The organism is Bacillus aerolatus (genome assembly GCF_009183655.1).
Lineage (GTDB): Bacteria > Bacillota > Bacilli > Bacillales > Domibacillaceae > Pseudobacillus > Pseudobacillus aerolatus.
Map to the genome: position 1 here is coordinate 85,157 of NZ_WEIO01000002.1, position 17,277 is coordinate 102,433.

20 protein-coding genes and 1 pseudogene are annotated in these 17,277 nt (G+C 42.2%); 17 read left to right on the plus strand and 4 right to left on the minus strand.

Annotation, left to right across the window (positions count from 1 at the left end; translation table 11 throughout):
- Positions 1–355: 355 nt before the first annotated feature.
- On the plus strand, positions 356–1,234 hold the full coding sequence (locus F9802_RS04015) for an NAD(P)-dependent oxidoreductase (RefSeq protein ID WP_225435191.1): 879 nt from the start codon (positions 356–358) through the stop codon (positions 1,232–1,234).
- Between the two features lie 60 nt (positions 1,235–1,294).
- Here the strand turns inward: F9802_RS04015 and F9802_RS04020 are convergent, their stop codons facing one another.
- Positions 1,295–2,452: an aminotransferase A gene (locus tag F9802_RS04020; RefSeq protein WP_152149876.1), complete on the minus strand. Its 1,158-nt coding sequence runs from the start codon at positions 2,450–2,452 to the stop codon at positions 1,295–1,297.
- Between the two features lie 89 nt (positions 2,453–2,541).
- Here F9802_RS04020 and corA point away from each other — a divergent pair, with 89 nt between their 5' ends.
- From corA to F9802_RS04035, 3 genes and pseudogenes are all read left to right on the plus strand, one after another.
- Positions 2,542–3,522, plus strand: coding sequence for a magnesium/cobalt transporter CorA (corA, locus tag F9802_RS04025; protein ID WP_152149877.1), 981 nt, complete (start codon positions 2,542–2,544; stop codon positions 3,520–3,522).
- A gap of 139 nt (positions 3,523–3,661) precedes the next feature.
- On the plus strand, positions 3,662–4,111 hold the full coding sequence (locus tag F9802_RS04030; RefSeq protein ID WP_152149878.1) for a TlpA family protein disulfide reductase: 450 nt from the start codon (positions 3,662–3,664) through the stop codon (positions 4,109–4,111).
- A 156-nt stretch (positions 4,112–4,267) separates the two neighbouring features.
- A pseudogene (locus F9802_RS04035) lies at positions 4,268–4,747 on the plus strand (chemotaxis protein CheW); the annotation flags it as partial.
- 115 nt (positions 4,748–4,862) lie between these two features.
- Here the strand turns inward: F9802_RS04035 and F9802_RS04040 are convergent.
- Complete coding sequence (locus F9802_RS04040; protein ID WP_152149880.1) at positions 4,863–5,324, minus strand: YkyB family protein; 462 nt, start codon at positions 5,322–5,324, stop codon at positions 4,863–4,865.
- Between the two features lie 146 nt (positions 5,325–5,470).
- Between F9802_RS04040 and crcB the strand changes: the two genes are divergently transcribed.
- Positions 5,471–5,857, plus strand: coding sequence for a fluoride efflux transporter CrcB (gene crcB / locus F9802_RS04045; RefSeq protein ID WP_191991758.1), 387 nt, complete (start codon positions 5,471–5,473; stop codon positions 5,855–5,857).
- Complete coding sequence (locus F9802_RS04050) at positions 5,839–6,174, plus strand: fluoride efflux transporter FluC (RefSeq protein WP_152149882.1); 336 nt, start codon at positions 5,839–5,841, stop codon at positions 6,172–6,174. The genes crcB and F9802_RS04050 overlap by 19 nt, the downstream gene beginning before the upstream one ends.
- A gap of 10 nt (positions 6,175–6,184) precedes the next feature.
- Here F9802_RS04050 and F9802_RS04055 read toward each other — a convergent pair whose 3' ends face one another.
- Entirely contained in the window at positions 6,185–7,060 is an 876-nt protein-coding gene (locus F9802_RS04055; RefSeq protein ID WP_152149883.1) for a metallophosphoesterase, read from the minus strand.
- A gap of 146 nt (positions 7,061–7,206) precedes the next feature.
- Here F9802_RS04055 and F9802_RS04060 point away from each other — a divergent pair, with 146 nt between their 5' ends.
- The gene (locus tag F9802_RS04060) at positions 7,207–7,440 is read left to right on the plus strand and encodes a hypothetical protein (RefSeq protein WP_152149884.1); all 234 of its coding nucleotides are present in this window, start codon (positions 7,207–7,209) and stop codon (positions 7,438–7,440) included.
- Between the two features lie 55 nt (positions 7,441–7,495).
- Here the strand turns inward: F9802_RS04060 and F9802_RS04065 are convergent, their stop codons facing one another.
- A complete protein-coding gene (locus F9802_RS04065) occupies positions 7,496–7,738 on the minus strand; it encodes a glutaredoxin family protein (RefSeq protein ID WP_152149885.1) in 243 nt (80 codons plus the stop codon).
- A 170-nt stretch (positions 7,739–7,908) separates the two neighbouring features.
- Between F9802_RS04065 and F9802_RS04070 the strand changes: the two genes are divergently transcribed.
- From F9802_RS04070 to F9802_RS04115, 10 genes are all read left to right on the plus strand, one after another.
- Positions 7,909–8,163, plus strand: a complete 255-nt coding sequence (locus F9802_RS04070) for a YkuJ family protein (RefSeq protein WP_152149886.1) — start codon at positions 7,909–7,911, stop codon at positions 8,161–8,163.
- Between the two features lie 171 nt (positions 8,164–8,334).
- Positions 8,335–8,775: a cyclic-di-AMP-binding protein CbpB gene (cbpB, locus tag F9802_RS04075; RefSeq protein ID WP_152149887.1), complete on the plus strand. Its 441-nt coding sequence runs from the start codon at positions 8,335–8,337 to the stop codon at positions 8,773–8,775.
- Between the two features lie 213 nt (positions 8,776–8,988).
- Positions 8,989–10,407, plus strand: a complete 1,419-nt coding sequence (locus F9802_RS04080; RefSeq protein ID WP_152150273.1) for an MDR family MFS transporter — start codon at positions 8,989–8,991, stop codon at positions 10,405–10,407.
- 27 nt (positions 10,408–10,434) lie between these two features.
- A complete protein-coding gene (locus tag F9802_RS04085) occupies positions 10,435–11,304 on the plus strand; it encodes a LysR family transcriptional regulator (protein WP_152149888.1) in 870 nt (289 codons plus the stop codon).
- 120 nt (positions 11,305–11,424) lie between these two features.
- Positions 11,425–12,135: a 2,3,4,5-tetrahydropyridine-2,6-dicarboxylate N-acetyltransferase gene (gene dapD / locus F9802_RS04090; RefSeq protein WP_152149889.1), complete on the plus strand. Its 711-nt coding sequence runs from the start codon at positions 11,425–11,427 to the stop codon at positions 12,133–12,135.
- Between the two features lie 88 nt (positions 12,136–12,223).
- Positions 12,224–13,345, plus strand: a complete 1,122-nt coding sequence (locus F9802_RS04095) for an N-acetyldiaminopimelate deacetylase (RefSeq protein ID WP_152149890.1) — start codon at positions 12,224–12,226, stop codon at positions 13,343–13,345.
- Between the two features lie 291 nt (positions 13,346–13,636).
- Positions 13,637–14,179 (plus strand): peroxiredoxin, encoded by a 543-nt coding sequence (locus F9802_RS04100; RefSeq protein ID WP_152149891.1) that lies wholly within the window; start codon positions 13,637–13,639, stop codon positions 14,177–14,179.
- Positions 14,180–14,274: 95 nt separating this feature from the next.
- Positions 14,275–14,733, plus strand: a complete 459-nt coding sequence (locus F9802_RS04105) for a TlpA family protein disulfide reductase (protein WP_152149892.1) — start codon at positions 14,275–14,277, stop codon at positions 14,731–14,733.
- A 156-nt stretch (positions 14,734–14,889) separates the two neighbouring features.
- Positions 14,890–16,221 carry a cytochrome ubiquinol oxidase subunit I gene (locus tag F9802_RS04110; RefSeq protein WP_152149893.1) on the plus strand — a complete coding sequence of 444 codons (1,332 nt, stop codon included), beginning with the start codon at positions 14,890–14,892 and terminating at the stop codon, positions 16,219–16,221.
- A 23-nt stretch (positions 16,222–16,244) separates the two neighbouring features.
- Positions 16,245–17,264, plus strand: coding sequence for a cytochrome d ubiquinol oxidase subunit II (locus F9802_RS04115; RefSeq protein WP_152149894.1), 1,020 nt, complete (start codon positions 16,245–16,247; stop codon positions 17,262–17,264).
- The last annotated feature ends 13 nt before the right edge of the window (positions 17,265–17,277 follow it).

The following is a 17,277-nucleotide window of genomic DNA, read 5'->3' on the forward strand; positions in this document are numbered from 1 at the left end:
ACCTGTCTAATGGCAGGTCTTTTTTTGTCATCTAGGAAGTTATAGATATGCAAGATGTAGGTAGGCGCTTGCGCATTGAGCGGGTCTGCGTCTAGCTCCAGCGCCTAGCCCCTCGAGGTCAAATAACCTTTCCTCAATGAAGTCAAAAAGCGACTTCTTTTATAGAAAAGCGGAGCCGACTGCTCTGGGGCGACAAGCATATGCCAGTCTGACGAAATGGCGTTTTTCAGCCATGCAGTCAGACTGGCATATGACCTCGAGCCCCAAGGAGGCACAGCTAGACATTGAGGAAAGAACATTTGCTTGTCGGGGCTGATCAAGGCGCTTGCGCATTTGTTCTGAAAATAGTGCAAAGGTGGAGAAGAAAGTGGAAAATATAAAAGTTGGCTTTATCGGTACAGGTGTGATGGGGAAAAGCATGGTTCGCCACTTGCAGAAGGCAGGGCATGAATTATTTGTTTATACGAGGACAAAAGCAAAAGCAGAGGAGCTGCTAAATGAAGGAGCTGTTTGGTGTCAAACACCTGCTGAAGCAGCTCGGCAGACAGATGTATTATTTACGATCGTCGGTGAACCGTCAGATGTAGAAGAAGTATATTTCGGAAGGGAGGGCGTCCTGGCAGGAGGCCGTCCGGGGCAGACGATCATCGATATGACGACTTCCAACCCCAGCCTTGCTGCCCAAGTTTACGAAAAAGCGAAAGAGAAAGGAATCGACGCGCTTGATGCCCCTGTATCCGGTGGAGATACTGGAGCAAAAAACGGAACGCTCGCCATTATGGTTGGAGGTAACAGAACCACTTTCGAAAAAGTGCTGCCGCTGTTTGAAACATTCGGCCAAAACATCGTTTACCAAGGAGAAGCAGGAGCGGGCCAGCATGCAAAGATGAGCAACCAAATTGCCATTGCCACGAATATGATCGGTGTTTGTGAAGCGTTGTTGTATGCTCAAAAAGCGGGTCTAAACTTAGATACAGTGTTAAAAAGCATTTCTACTGGAGCGGCCGGCAGCTGGTCTTTGTCCAACTTGGCGCCGAGAATGATTCAAGGAGATTTTGCTCCCGGTTTTTATGTGAAACATTTTATTAAAGATATGAGAATAGCAATGGAAGAATCAGAAAAGATGGAGCTGGATTTGCCGGGGCTGGCACTTGCCAAACGAATGTACGAAGAACTGGCTTCTAAAGGAGAAGCAGAAAGCGGCACGCAGGCGCTGCTGAAGTATTGGAACTAGCCTATCAAAGAAGAAAAGCATTCGGAGCCGGCAATTCAATGCCGGCTCCGAATGCTTATTTTAGTTTTTTGTCTGCTGTAAAAAAGCTTCGATTCGGTCAATTCCTTTTTCCAGCTCTTCCATTGAACAAGCAAAGGACAGCCGAAAATAACCTTCTCCAAATTCAGAAAAGGCACTGCCGGGTACAACAGCTACTTTTTGATCCATTGCGAGCTGATAACAAAAATCAAACGAAGATTTCTTTATCCATGTTGGAATGGCCACAAAAAAGTAAAAGGCGCCGTCCGGTTTGACGACATCGAGTCCTATGTTTACCAGTCTGTTAAACACATAATCGCGCCGTTTTTTATATTCTTCACGCATAAATAAGGCATCGTTCTTGCCTGTCGAAACAGCTTCGAGGGCTGCCATTTGCGCAACGGAAGAAGCGCAGGATACGTTGTATTGATGGACCTTCAAAATATGCTTAGCAAGGTTTTCAGGAGCGAATAAAAACCCGATCCGCCAGCCAGTCATCGCATGTGATTTAGATAATCCATTTAAAACGATTGTCTGTTCTCGTAAAAAAGAGGCGATAGAGACGTGCGGTGCATCGAAAGTAAGCTCGCTGTAAATTTCATCGGCTATAATGAAAACGTCCTTTCCCTTCACGAGTTCGGCGATCGCTTTTAATTCTGATTTTGTTAAGCTGATGCCTGTAGGGTTCGACGGATAAGGCAGGATAATGGCTTTTGTATTGTCTGTAAGAGCTCCACTGATCAAATCTGCTGTCAGTTTAAAACCATTTTGCCGTGTATCAACCATGCGTGTTTTTGCTTGGCACATATGAATAATCGGTTCATAACCGGGATAAACAGGGCCGGGCAGGATGACTTCATCTCCAGGAGACAGAAGTGTGCGAAGTGTGATGTCAATAGCCTGGCTGGCACCAACCGTAACAATAACCTCTGATTCAGGGGCATAGGTCAATCCGTATTTGCTATGTACGTATTTGGCTGCTGCTTTGCGGAGTTCAGGAAAACCAGCATTGTGAGTATATGTCGTATAATTGTTGGCAATCGCTTCTATTCCTGCCGCTTTTACATGTTCAGGCGTGAAAAAGTCAGGCTGGCCGATTGTAAGGGAAACTATATCTTCCATGCCGCTGACTAAATTAAAGAAGTTCCGAATCCCTGATATTTGGATGTTTTTTACTTGTTCGTTAATAAGATGTTCCAATGAGTTTGCCGCCTTTCTATGTGGATATGATATATTGTAGCATTCAAAACAGGCAGGAATAAAATTAAAGAGAACAATGGAGAAAAAATATGATTAAAACTTGCGTGTTAACAACGAATGGTGAATTAGTGTTCGACATTCAGCTTGAAGAGATAAAAGAAAAAGATATCGTGTGGCGCTGGGTCGATTTTTTTGATCCTAATGAAGAAGAGGCTTGGCAGTTAAAACACTTTTTTAACTTTCATCCGCTGGCAGTGGAAGATTGCCTGGATAACCAAAGCGGAAGGCCGAAACTGGACTTTTATGAAAACTATGCTTTTTTCCTCATTCATGCTTTGGATCAAGACAGGCTTGAAGGAAAAGAAGCCGGGGTCTTTATTAATAGTGAGATGATTGTCACTGTTCATAAACAACCAATACAGGAATTAAACGATGTATGGGAAAACGTAGTGGATGATACGTTTCTGCAAAAGGGACCGGTTTCGATATTACACAGATTGATTGACCGTTTCGTAGATGAATATTTTCCGGAGGTTTATCGTATTGAAGATTTGTTAAACAATGTAGATGAAGAGGTGGATACAAATCCGGGAAGCGATTTAATTGACCGCTTATTTAACATCCGGCATGACATCTCCAAACTGCGCCGTTCCATTTTTCCGATGAAGGACCTTGTGTATCGACTGTTGAATTCAACCCGGCTGGATTACATGAAAGACCAGCATATTTATTTTCGTGATGTTTATGATCATTTAATGAAACTCGCGGAAATGCTTGAATCATACCGGGAATTTTCTTCCGATATCCGGGACAGCTATTTGTCAGTGAATTCGGATAAAATGAACAACATTATGATGACGTTGACAATTATCACGACGATCTTTATGCCATTAACATTTATCGCAGGTGTGTATGGAATGAATTTCCGTTACATGCCTGAACTTGAAACACGATACGGCTACTTTATCGTGATTGCGGTCATGGCTGTCATTTCCATTCTCATGTTTTCGTTATTCGTGAGAGCGGGATGGCTGCAGCTGCGAAAAAAGAAAAAGCAGCCGCGCCCTTAAATTAACTGATATTTCAGCTTATCTCCTAACTTCATTTAGTCAGTTCACTTGACTATCTAAACAATACTTATTATAATATAAAATATATCAAATAATAATAATTATAAAAAGAAAAATATTATTATATGAGGTGGATACTATGAAATTAAGAGAAGAAATGCCGGAATTAATAGGAGCAAAAGCGTGGATCAATGGAGAAGTAACAAAAGAAGGGTTAGTTGGGGACAAACCGACTTTAATTCACTTCTGGTCGGTCAGCTGCCATCTTTGTAAAGAAGCGATGCCGGAAATAAACGATCTTCGCGATACGTATGATGATGAACTAAACGTGGTAGCTGTTCATATGCCGCGTTCAGAAGATGATTTGGATATGGGGGTCATTGAACAAATGGCTCTTGGCCATGACATCACTCAGCCTATTTATGTGGACAGTGAACATAAGTTAACAGACGCATTTGAAAATAAATATGTGCCCGCTTACTACGTATTTGATAAAGACGGAAAGCTGCGCCACTTTCAGGCAGGCGGCAGCGGCATGGAGATGTTGAAAAAACGCATCGACCGCGTACTTGAAAAGGAAAAAGTATAAAATAATCCGACTCATAAAAGCTGCTGATTTAATCAGCGGCTTTTTTTGTTTCGCCGTACAGCCAGAAAAAGAGACGCGGACGTAATTCTAAATAATTTTAAAAACAAACCGACATTAAAGATAGAGTAAATAAAAACACGAGGGGATAGTAAACCTATGAACAAAGACAACGGAGTTTTGCTTGAAAGCGGAACAAATGAATTGGAGATCGTTGAATTTGAAGTACGGGGCAATAAATATGGCATCAATGTCATGAAAGTGAAGGAAATTATTCAGCCGATGCCGGTCACGTTTATTCCTCACGCACATGAACATATTAAAGGGATTATTCAGTTGCGGGGAGAAGTGCTGCCGGTGGTGGATACGGCCAAAGTTCTTGGCTTGCCCGGAGAAGGAGCAGGACAAACAGATAAATATATTGTCACTGAATTTAATCAACAAAAAATCGTTTTTCATGTTCAAAATGTTACACGGATTCATCGTATATCGAGGGAAGATATTGAAAAGCCTTCCGATATGTATCAAGGGAATGACAGTCAAGTCATCGGTGTGATCAAACTAAATGGTGAAATGATTTTACTGCTCGACTTTGAGAAAATCACTGTGGATATTCATCCACAATCAGGTGTTCCTATAGGTTAAATTAAGCAGACTAAAAACTGCTAAACTTGTCAAACATATTGATCAGCTTGTACTATAATATCGGAATGCAAAAAAACACTGGCTCCATGAAGCCAGTGTTTTTTTGAAATTAATACGATTGGCCGAGCGGTTTAAAAACAGGTTTATGATATTGCTTTTTCCGGTGAGGAGTCCGTTCATTCTGTTCCATGAAGCCGGTGTATGACTGCAGTATTTTTTTTGCCTCCGCTAAGTTCATATGAGTCCTTGGATTCCGCTTCATTTCGTCTAAGTTGCCGAAATGAGGAAGGGTGTGAAAGTCTTCTTTGCAAGGCGGGATATGGAATGTATAGTCACCGCAAGTGACGAGAACATCTGATTGCTGCTGGCTGTTTCTTGGATTATTTGAAAAGTGCAGGCCGGCTTTTTTCGCCCGTCCTTCTTGAATCATTTTTAAAAGGGCTTTCTTTTTTAATAAATATAAATATTTAGGATTTGTAGCTGTCTTCGCGTGCCGGTTGACAGTAAAGATTGCTTTAGCGAGGTTCGAGGTAGATGAAGAATGAGCAGGAGGTTCTTTATGAATACTCAATGAAAAGACTCCTTTCAGACTAATTTTAACCTATTATAACCGGTTTTCAGTTGATTGAAAAGTATCTGAACCATTTTAATGTTTATAATGGCAAGAGAAAAGATCAAGCGGTTAAAAGCGAGCTGTCTAATAAGGAGGAATGTAAATTGAATGTATGGTATGTCGCTTTAGGGGGAGCTATTGGAGCCACCCTTCGCTATTTCTTCAGCATGTTGAATAACAGCCTGTTTCCGTTTGGAACGTTGGCGATAAATATAGCCGGCAGCTTTTTACTCGGGGGCATTACTGCTCTTTACATGACAAAAAAGTTTAAAAAAGAGCAGCTGCTCTTTTACGGGACGGGCTTTTGCGGAGGTTTTACGACATTATCTACTTTTTCAAAAGAGACAGTCGAGCTTATTCAAATAAATGCTGTTCATGGTGTTATTTATGTGATGGTCAGTGTAGCAGGCGGAATAGCTGCCGGAATGGCTGGTTTGTGGCTAGGCAGCGGAAAAAAGAAGGGAGCGGGAGTATGGACATCCTCTTTATAGCAGCAGGCGGGGCTGCTGGGGCTGTGCTGCGTTATGCAGCAGGTTTGTGGCTCGCAAGAAAAGAAGGGAGGTTTCCACTCGGAGCGCTGACTGTTAATTTATTGGGCAGTTTTTTCCTAGGGTTGCTCGCTGGCATTCTTCCGGCTTCCGGGCAAACATTTGCCGGAACAGGCCTTCTCGGGGGCTTCACTACTTTTTCAACTTTTAGTGTGGAAGCGGCCCTCTTATGGAATGAAAGCCGCTTATCATTTTTTAGTTATACAGGGATAACAGTCATTGGATCGACAGCTTTATTTTGGCTGGGGACCTTTTTGTGAAGGCGATCTTTTAGCGCAAAGACTTCAATGTAAATACAGTAATTTCAGGTATTGACAAAAAGCGGAAAGGCAGCCTTGTTGTTCCGAGTCCGCGGTTGACATAAAGCGTTAAGGCCGTGGTTCCGTTTACTTCATAACGCCCTTCTTTAAACACTTCTGCGTAAGGAGGAGTGATTAGCGCTCCATACCAAGGCAGTTGAACTTGTCCGCCATGGGAGTGCCCGCTCAGCTGAAAATGAATGCCGGCATTTGCTGCTTCTTCAGCTAAATCAGGGGCATGGGAAAGTAAAATCAGATAGCGGTCTTCCTTTACTTTTTTTTTGGCCGCGCTGAAGCTCGGCTGTCCGAGCATCGCATCGTCCAAGCCGAGTAAATAAATACTGTCGTTCATGCTTTTTAGCTCTGCAGATTCGTTTTTCAACAGCTGAAATCCCGATTTTTTCATGATTGATTCATAAAGGTTCGTACCGTAGCCGCCGTGGTCATGATTGCCGTAAACAGCAAATTTCCCGAAAGGGGCTTTTAATTTTTGTAAGATAGAAATGGTGGTGTTTGTTTTATCCCGCCCGTAGTCATCTGGTCTGTCCAGTAAATCGCCGGTAAAAAAAATCAAGTCCGGATGAAGAGAATTAATCGTCTGGACGTGTCCGTATAATTGCTCGAGCGTATATTGAAAGCCTACGTGTGTATCACTGAACTGGACGATCCGTTTATTATGAAAAGAAGCGGGGATTAATTCATGGCTAATGTCGATTTCATTTATTTGCAATCGTTTCGGCTCAATAAACCTGGCATATGAATAACCGCCGCCAGCCAGCCCGAAAAGAGAAAGGGAAAATATAAGAGACTGTTTTAAAAAGGAGCGGCGGGAATATTGTTTTGCCATAAAAATCACTCTTTCAAATGAAGTTCTTCACTTTATTATAGTAATGGAAAAAAAGGCAATGATAAACGATTTTGCTTTGTTCGGATTGAATAAAATCAATGACAACACACACACTATCTTCAAAGAAAGAAGAAGGAGTGGGTAATTTGGGTGATTATTTATCATTATTGATCTTAGCGGTCGTTGCAGTTGCCGTCGTTTTAATACTATATACAGTGAAAGTACTTAAGCAGCAATCGGTCGTAAAAGCAGGCATGGATGAGCCGATCCCTAAAAACGTTCAACAGCATCCTTATGTAAAAAACCCGGTATTTTGGGCTTATCTAATTGGTGCTGCACTTATTTTAGGTGTTATTTTTTATTTTGCTGCTCAATGGTAGCATAAGAAAAGGATGGCTCAGAGAACGATCTTCGCCATCCTTTTATGCCACCTGTTTACATTCCGTGTTTTTCCAACAGGCCAGTCAGTTTTTCAAGATCAAATCCAGTTACAGCTTCATTATGAATGATCACCGTAGGAGTAGATGAAGCATTCCAGGTCGTTTTCCATTCTTTTTTTGCTGATTCATCCTCTAAAATATTTTTTTCTTCAAAAATAATTCCACGGTCATTGAGAAATAATTTTATTATTTGGCATGGGGGGCAATCAGGCTGGGTATATAAAATAATGGACTTCATTACAGTTTCTCCTTTGTTTTTTTTGAATACAATATAAAAATAAAATAGTTGGATATGAAATCGATGTATGTTATATTTCTTTTGCCTATTTATTTTATATCAAACCGATATGAGACAGTCAAAATCAAAATAAATATTGGATAGCGAGATGAAAGGGGACGATCAGTTTTATGTCACAATTAGCAGGGATTATCCAGCGTCTAAAATCATTGCAAGAAGGTGGGGAAACCGGTGAAGTTCAGCAGCGTTTGTTTGAAGTGAATGGCAAGACGCTGTGCCAAGTGAAGTTTTTCCCGGGTAAAGATACGTTCGAGCTGGAAGTATACGATAAAGAAGGAAAAGGCAATAAATATCCTTTCGATGACGTCGATATGACGGCAATTGAAATTTTTGATCTTCTTCAAGAAGAAAAACAACAGCAATAATCACCTGGCCCTGCTTGAGAGGTAAAGCGGGGTTTTTTTTGGGTGATCGTGGAAATGGAAGAGGGAAGTTTGCTATAATTGAAGAAAGCACCTGAGGCAAATGGGGAGTGCGGGGAAATTGCATTCATAAAGAAAAAGCGCTTAGAAAAAGTGTAAAGGGGTAGTATTCAGATGATTTCTTTTGAAAGTAAAGACGTAATTCATACAAATATAATGGATTATATTATTCCTGCCGAGAAAGTCGCCCACGTACAGCCTGGAAACAATTTAGAGCATGCCTTATTAATTCTTACAAAAAGCGGATACACGGCGATTCCGGTACTGGATGCTAAATACAGGCTTCAAGGGTTAATTAGTTCACCGATGATTACAGAAGCAATTCTCGGACTTGAAAGGATCGAGTTTGAAAAACTGGAACATATGAAAGTGGAGGAAGTCATGTCGACCGACAAACCGTGGCTGACTATTGACGATCACTTTCGGAAAGCGCTTGGGCTGTTAATCAACCACCCTTTTCTATGCGTAACGGATGAAGAAGGAGAGTTTCAAGGGATACTAACGAGAAGAGTGATTCTTAAGCATTTGAATTACCATGTGGATCAGCTTAAATAAAGGAATGACCATTTTATTTTCAGTCGGACTCCCTGTACGTAAGAGAGACAATTGGGAAAGCGAAAGCTTCTCTGCTTTCTCTCGTAGGGAGTCCGTTTTTTTGTTGCGAAACGCTGTTTGCCTGCAAGGAGGATCGGGTCATTGGATGAAGCATTGATTAAGAAAAGCAAACTGACGAAGAGGCCATACGTATTGGCCGCTGTCATACTTGCCATGTTTATGGGAGCGATCGAAGCGACAATCGTTTCTACAGCCATGCCAGCTATTGTGGCAGATTTGGGAGGCTTTTCCCTTTACAGCTGGGTGTTTTCCTCTTATTTGCTGATGAATGCGGCTACAGTGCTTATTTACGGAAAGCTATCTGATATTTTCGGCCGCAAACCAGTTTTAATCATTGGTATTTTGATTTTTCTCGCCGGCTCTCTCTTGTGCGGTTTAGCAAATTCAATGGAACAGCTTATTTTTTTTCGCTTGCTTCAAGGCTTGGGAGCCGGTGCCGTGATGCCGATCGCTACTACGATTGTAGGTGACATTTATTCGAAAGAAGAACGAGCGAAGGTACAGGGGTATCTTTCCAGTGTATGGGGAATTTCAGCGGTAACTGGTCCCGCGCTTGGAGGAATGCTCGTAGAATTTGTCAGCTGGCGGTTCGTTTTTTGGATTAACCTGCCGTTGGGCGTGCTTGCGATTGGCGGGCTGCTGCTTTTTTTGCATGAAAACATTGAAGAGAAAAAGCCCGACATTGATTATGCGGGCACGGTCGTATTCTTACTGGCCATTTCATGTCTTATGTTTTTATTAGTGGAAGGCGGATTCCGTTTTCCGTGGGTGTCCGGGCAAAGCGCTTTGTTACTTGCGGCTGCGGCAGCTGCTTTTGCTGTTTTTATTTGGATTGAACAGCGGGCTGCTTCCCCAATGATGCCTTTTAACCTTTGGCAAATCCGCTCGATTTTAATTGCCAACATCGTTTCTTTCACTACCGGGATTATGCTTATAGGGATTTCTAGTTTTTTGCCGACTTATGTGCAAGGGGTTATGGGAGAAAGTGCCACTGTGGCCGGTTTTGCCTTGACAGCGATGTCGATCGGCTGGCCGATTGCTTCTACGCTTTCCGGAAAAATGCTTTTGTCCATCGGTTATCGGAAAACAACGATCATCGGCGGCTTAGCTTTGATCATAGGCAGTTTACTATTTGTTTTTATGAGTCCCGAAGAAGGCCCCTGGTGGGCGGCGGTCTCTTCATTTTTTGTCGGCATAGGCATGGGCCTTACCTCTACCGCCTTTATTGTCTCCATCCAAAATTCAGTGGAATGGGAACAGCGCGGGACAGCCACCGCCGCCAATATGTTCATGAGAAATTTAGGAAATACGGTCGGAGCTGCCTTACTTGGAGGTATTTTAAACAGCCGGCTGCAGGCTTTCTTACAAAATCAGCCTGCAGAAGAAGTGAAGTCTTTATCTATTGATTCCATTAATGAACTGTTAGGTAAGAACAATAGCGCTTATTCAGCAAGTGTATTTCAAGTATTAAAAGAGGGGCTGGCTAGTTCGCTTCATGCTGTTTATATAGTCGTGTTTATTTTTTCCTTATTTTCATTTTTCTTTTTATTGTTTTTAAAGAAAGGTGAGTGATTCACCTGTGATTTGGAGGAAAGCAGGATGTTGTTTTCGGAGTTCCAGTTATTAAAAGTTTTGGCGGAAGAAATGAATATGAGAAAGGCGGCGCAGCGCCTGTTCGTCTCACAGCCTGCTTTGTCGCAGCGTCTGCAAACGATAGAGAAAGATTGGGGAACGAAAATATTTAACCGTTCTACGAAAGGGCTGTCTTTAACGCCGTCGGGGGAAATGATCATTCAATTTGCTGCCGAAGTAGTCGAAAAAAGGGAGAAAGTATTCGAAAGTATCCATGCTCTCGAATCAGAGGTGCACGGCACATTAAAAATCGCCTGTGCATCGATTGTCGGTCAAAATTGGCTGCCGCAAGTGTTAAAAAAATTTGTTGAAAGATATCCACATGCTAAAATCTCGTTAATGACAGGCTGGAGCAGTGAGATTTCAAAAGCGCTTTACGAAGGAGAGGTGCATATCGGTATTATTCGTGGAACGCCAGAATGGAAAGGGCGGAAAATCCATCTGTTTGAAGACAGCTTATATTTAGTAGATAAGGAAATCCGTCATGTAGAGGAAGTTTTAACGGCGGATAAACCATTTATTCAGTTTAGGAGTGATTCTACCTATTTTCAAGAAATTCAAGAGTGGTGGCACCGTCAATTTCAAATGGCACCGAAGCAATCCATCATTGTCGACCAAATTGAAACGTGCAAACAGATGGCGTTTAACGGAATTGGATATGCTATATTGCCGGCTATTACACTTGATGGGGCAGAAGGGGATGTGTTTAAACTGCCTTTGCTTGATGAAGACCAGTCCCCGCTGCGCCGTGATACGTGGCTGCTCGGGTATGATGCCGCTTTTGAACTCAAACAAGTACAAGCTTTTATTGAAGTGGTGGAAGAATTTAAGCCTTAAAAAGGCCGTGTGTGAAAATATTCTTGTAAAATTCAGTTTGGTTTGATAAATTTTAAAAAAATGCGAAGACATTTTCGTTTTTTTTCGCAATACATCTGAACTTTGGGAGGAATACATAACATGAAAACAATGGGCGCGCATGAAATTATTTCTTTTATTAGCAACAGCACGAAATGTACGCCGGTAAAAGTGTATGTGAAAGGTGATTTGGCGGGGGTAGATTTTGGACCGTCTGCAAAAACATTTATCGAAGGACGTTCGGGAGTTGTTTTTGGCGAGTGGTCAGAAATTTCCGAAACGATTAAACAAAACGAGAATCTTATTGAAGACTTTGTCGTGGAAAATGACCGCCGCAATTCAGCTATCCCTTTACTTGACTTAAAAGGAATTAAAGCACGCATTGAACCAGGCGCAATCATTCGGGAGAAAGTAGAAATCGGTGATAATGTCGTAATTATGATGGGGGCTTCGATTAACATTGGGGCAGTTATTGGCGAAGGAACGATGATTGATATGAATGCTGTGCTCGGCGGACGCGCAACGGTCGGCAAAAACTGCCACGTCGGCGCAGGTGCTGTACTTGCCGGAGTCATCGAACCGCCTTCCGCACAGCCGGTCATTCTTGAAGATGATGTATTGATTGGTGCGAATGCTGTAGTATTAGAAGGAGTAAAGGTTGGCCAAGGGTCCGTTGTGGCAGCCGGTGCCATCGTTACGAAAGATGTTCCTCCATTTTCAGTGGCCGTGGGAGCGCCTGCGAAAGTGGTTAAACAAATCGATGACAAAACAAAATCGAAAACTGAAATCATACAGGAATTGCGTAAGTTATAAGCGGCAGGCGCTGAACTTATCCAAAAACTGTGAACTAGGCGTGGGCTGCAGCCCACGCCTAGTTTTTAACAGGAAGTGAGTGAAGTACATGGTTCACAGTTCATTTATTAATATCCGCCGGGATTTGCATAAAATACCGGAGCAAGGGTTTATGGAATTTAAAACACAAAGCTACCTTCTTGATTACTTTAGCTCTCTTCCTCAAGAACGGCTGGAAATAAAGACTTGGAAAACTGGTGTGTTTGTCAAAGTAAAAGGAAGCCAGGGTGATCGGATTGTCGGCTACCGGGCGGATATGGATGGGCTGCCAATAGAGGAACAGACGGGTTTGCCTTTTCGCTCTTCTCATAAAGGCATGATGCATGCCTGTGGACACGATATGCATATGAGCATTGCTTTAGGTGTGCTCACCCACTTTGTTCAATATGAAATAGACCCTGATTTACTGTTTATTTTCCAGCCGGCTGAAGAAGGACCGGGAGGAGCAGAGCTGATGATGAAAAGCGAACAAATGAAAGAGTGGAAGCCTGACGAAATATATGCGCTCCATATTGCTCCTGAATATCCGGTTGGAACGATTGCGACAAAGGAAGGCTTGCTGTTTGCCAACACATCAGAGCTGTTTATTGACTTAACAGGCAAGGGGGGGCATGCGGCTTTTCCACATGAAACAAAAGATATGGTCGTAGCAGCCGCCCATTTAATTACCCAGCTGCAAACTGTTATATCAAGAAACACGGATCCGCTTGACAGCGCAGTTGTCACGATTGGCAAACTGACCGGGGGAACGGTCCAAAACATTATTGCGGAAACAGCGAGGCTGGAAGGAACGATCCGTACGTTGTCTGCTGAAGCTATGGCTAAAGTAAAACACCGAATTGAGGCGCTTGTAAGAGGCATTGAAATTGGATTTGAATGCAGTACAGTGATCGACTACGGCAGCAATTATTATCAAGTGAATAACGATTCGGCCATCGCACGGCGTTTTATCGAATTTATGGAGCGTCAGGAAGGCGTTCAGCTGGTCGTGTGCAAAGAAGCGATGACAGGCGAAGATTTTGGCTATATATTGAAAGAAATTCCAGGATTAATGTTCTGGCTCGGAGTCGGATCCGATTACGGACTGCACCATGCAAAGCTCAATCCGGATGAAAGTGCTGTTCCATTTGGCATTGAAGCGATTACGCGCTTTTTTCATTCACTTTCATAACGGGAGGTGCGGGCAGCAATAGTTATCATTTTGCCGGGAGGCAAGATCATGATAAACTGAATATAAAAGAAAACGTTTAAAATGAAACTCGCGGGGCATAACAATAAAGGGCATTTTTCAACGCTGTTTCACCATTGTTTTATATTAATTACTTTTTTAAAATTATTATAATTAAATGTTGACGAAAATGTTTATGTCTATTATAATGATAATTGTGATAAAGAAAGTAATTGAGAAAAAATCTATTACTTTCTCATTTATAATGACTACATATTTGGAGGGATTTTAGCAATGGCAGAGCGCATGGTAGGTAAACAAGCTCCACGTTTTGAAATGGACGCAGTATTGGCTAACAAAGAATTTGGTAAAGTAAGCCTTGAAGAAAACATGAAAAATGGTAAATGGACAGTATTGTTCTTCTATCCAATGGACTTTACTTTCGTATGCCCGACAGAAATTACATCTTTATCTGACCGCTATGACGAGTTTGAAGATTTAGATGCTGAAGTGATCGGTGTTTCTACTGACACGATTCATACTCACTTAGCTTGGATCAATACAGATCGTAAAGACAACGGTCTTGGCGATCTTAAATACCCATTAGCTGCTGATACTAACCATACCGTTTCACGTGACTATGGCGTATTAATCGAAGAAGAAGGAATTGCACTTCGCGGATTATACATCATTAATCCAGAAGGCGAACTTCAATACCAAGTAGTAAACCACAACAACATTGGCCGCGACGTAGAGGAAACTCTTCGCGTACTTCAAGCGCTTCAAACTGGCGGACTTTGCCCTGCAAACTGGAAGCCAGGTCAAAAAACTCTGTAAGAACTTTGTTCAAAGATAATTGAAACGAGTACAAACAAACAGAAAGGCCTAACGGATTAGTTAGGTCTTTTTTTGAAAATAAGGAGGCTGTTTAAATGAAATTAAGAGAACCAATGCCTGAGTTAACTGGTGAAACTGCTTGGCTAAACGGACAAGTGACGAAAGAAGAGCTGATTGGAGAAAAACCGACACTTATTCATTTTTGGTCTGTCAGCTGTCACCTCTGCAAAGAAGCAATGCCGCAAGTAAATGGCTTCCGCGATCAATATCAAGATAAATTAAACGTCGTCGCTGTTCATATGCCTCGTTCTGAAGATGATCTCGATATGGCACAAATTGAAGCAACAGCAAAAGAACACGGCATTTCCCAGCCGATTTTTGTGGACAGTGAACATAAACTGACAGAAGCATTTGAAAATCAATACGTGCCCGCTTATTACGTCTTTGATAAAGATGGGAACCTTCGTCATTTCCAAGCGGGTGGAAGCGGCATGAAAATGCTTGAAAAGCGTGTTAATCGTGTATTGGACGAAATGGAGAAAAAAGAGCAATAAAAGAAGAAGCCAGCCGATGAGCTGGCTTTTGTTCACAAAAGTTTGTGAAAAACGTCACAAAATCTTCATGAAGGCCAGCCCTTTTTCTTGCATCTGGCGCTTAAAATAGGGGATGATGTGATATATATATTTCAATAAAAACAAGGAGGTCTCTTTATGGAACTAGATAGTGTCATGCTCAGCCGAATGCTGACCTCGATGACATTGGGATTTCACATTATTTTCGCTACAATCGGCGTAGGTGTCCCGATCATGATTTCCATCGCTGAATTTATCGGGATTAAAAGAAATGATCCTTATTATTTGCTCCTGGCACGGCGCTGGGCACGCGGATTTACGATTACAGTAGCTGTTGGTGTTGTAACGGGGACAGCGATCGGTTTGCAATTGTCACTGCTTTGGCCTAGTTTTATGGAGGTAGCCGGACAAGTAATCGCGCTGCCGTTATTCATGGAAACATTCGCCTTCTTCTTTGAAGCCATTTTCCTTGGTATTTATTTGTATACGTGGGACCGGTTTAAAAACAGAATGACGCACTGGCTGTTAACGATTCCTGTTATGATCGGATCATCCGCTTCTGCCTTATTTATTACGACAGTAAACTCATTTATGAATACACCGCAAGGGTTTGAACTGGAAAATGGAAAGGCGGTCAATATTGATCCGATAGCTGCTATGTTAAACCCGGCTACCCCTTCAAAAGTGTTTCACGTCCTGACGACTTCTTATATGACGGCAGCGGCGATTTTAGCGGCGATTGCGGCTTTTGCCATTTTAAAAGGCAAGCGTGGTACATACGAGAAAAAAGCGTTGCGTTTGACGATGGTTTGCACGTTTATTTTTGCCATATTAACGGCTGTGGCCGGTGATGTATCCGCGAAGTTTTTAGCTGCGGAACAACCTGAAAAACTAGCAGCCGCTGAATGGCATTTTGAAACAGAGAAAAATGCGGACTTAATCTTATTTGGTACGATCGATGAAAACAATGAAGTGAAAAATGAAATCCGGCTTCCAGGACTTTTAAGTTTCCTGGCTGGCAGCTCATTCGATACTGAAGTGATTGGGCTGTATGATATACCTGAAGATCTACGCCCGCCGCTTTGGATCCATTATATGTTTGATCTTATGGTTTCAATTGGCTTTTTCGTTCTCGGAGTTTCCGGTGTTTATATATTAATGGCTAAAATCAAGAGATTTAATGAATTAAATAAGCCGCTGCTTTGGATGGTCGTAGCTTCCGGGCCACTTTCCATGCTGGCGATTGAATTCGGCTGGATTTTCGCAGAAGTAGGACGTCAGCCATGGATATTAAGAGGATATATGAAAGTATCAGAAGCAGCCACGACGGGGAATGGAGTAGGATTAACCTTTATCCTGTTTGCTCTCCTTTATTTAGTGCTCGGTATTCTCTGCGCCGTCGTTCTGATTCGTATGTTTAAAAATGCGCCGGCAGAGGCTGAATTGGAACGACGTTTTCCAAACCGTTGATAAAGTAGAGGAGGAAGAGAGAAATGAATTTAGAACTTCTCGGGATTACGGTCCTATGGACATTTTTATACGGATACTTAATCGTTGCGTCCATCGACTTCGGTGCTGGCTTTTTCGCTTACTATGGCAAAATAACTAAAAGGGACCACTTGATTAATGACTTGATTTCCAGATACTTGTCACCGGTCTGGGAAGTAACGAATGTGTTTTTTGTCTTTTTCTTTGTCGGAATCGTTGGCTTTTTCCCAAGTACTGCTTATTACTTCGGGACAGCGCTGTTGATTCCGGGCAGTGTGGCGATCATTTTGCTCGCGATCCGTGGATCTTTTTACGCCTTTAATAACTACGGATCCCGAAGCAGCACCGCCTACTTATTTTTATACGGAGCGACAGGCTTGTTAATTCCAGCTTCGCTTTCTACCACTTTAACGATTTCTGAAGGCGGCTTTTTAAAAGTAGAAGGCAATAAAGTCATTTTTTTGGCGAAAGAACTGTTCACGAGTCCGTATTCATGGAGTGTGGTGGCTTTATCCATCGTATCTGTGTTGTTTATCAGCGCCTCGTTTTTAACATATTATGCAGATCGTGCAAATGATAAGGGGGCGCGCGAAATTTTGCGCAAATTCGCATTATTATGGAGTCCGCCGACGATAATTGCGAGCCTGTTTGTGTTTGTTTCGCTTCGCGAGCATAATCCTATTCATTTTCATAAAGCAGTTGGCGAATACTGGTGGATGTTTGCGCTGTCCCTTCTTTGCTTTATGGTTGCATCCTATTTAATTTATTTAAAGAAAAAATTCGGTATCGCTTTTATTATGGTAATGCTGCAATTTTTCTTCGCTTTTTTTGGGTACGGAGCCTCTCATTTACCTTATATTTTGTACCCGCACATTACATTGCATGAAAGTGTAACGAATGAAACGATGGCGCTTGCGCTAGTCATTGTCTTTGTACTGGGGCTGCTGCTGTTAATTCCCTCTCTTTACTTGCTGATGAAGCTGTTCTTGTTTGATGCGGACTATGTGAAGGGAAAAAAACAATAAGAACGTCGTACAG